The following is a 238-nucleotide window of genomic DNA, read 5'->3' as shown; positions in this document are numbered from 1 at the left end:
GTCGCCTGCGGATCAATCGGCAGTGCGTCGCCGAACCGGATCGTGATCCTGGTCCCGGTGGCGATATCGCTGTCGTCCGTTGCGGTGACGATGGTCTCGCCGGTGGTGCGGTCGAAGTCGAGTTCCTGGCGGACCTTGCGGCTCTCGACGATAATCTTGCCGCCCGAGGCGAATGCGGCACCAGTCGCGACGCGCAGTCCGTTGCCAACCATGCCTCGGGTTGGGCGCCGTATTAGCT

General features: G+C 65.1%; 1 protein-coding gene. It reads right to left on the bottom strand.

All coding sequences use genetic code 11. The features are described from left to right. Positions 1-212: hypothetical protein (locus AF337_RS25825; RefSeq protein WP_152971193.1), on the bottom strand; the 212-nt coding region annotated here is incomplete at its 3' end. Positions 213-238 lie beyond the last annotated feature (26 nt).

Origin of the sequence: Rhizobium ecuadorense (assembly GCF_001187535.1) — a bacterium.
GTDB lineage: Bacteria > Pseudomonadota > Alphaproteobacteria > Rhizobiales > Rhizobiaceae > Rhizobium > Rhizobium ecuadorense.
Note: the sequence above shows the minus strand (reverse complement) of the source record. Positions and strands in the feature narration are given on the sequence as shown.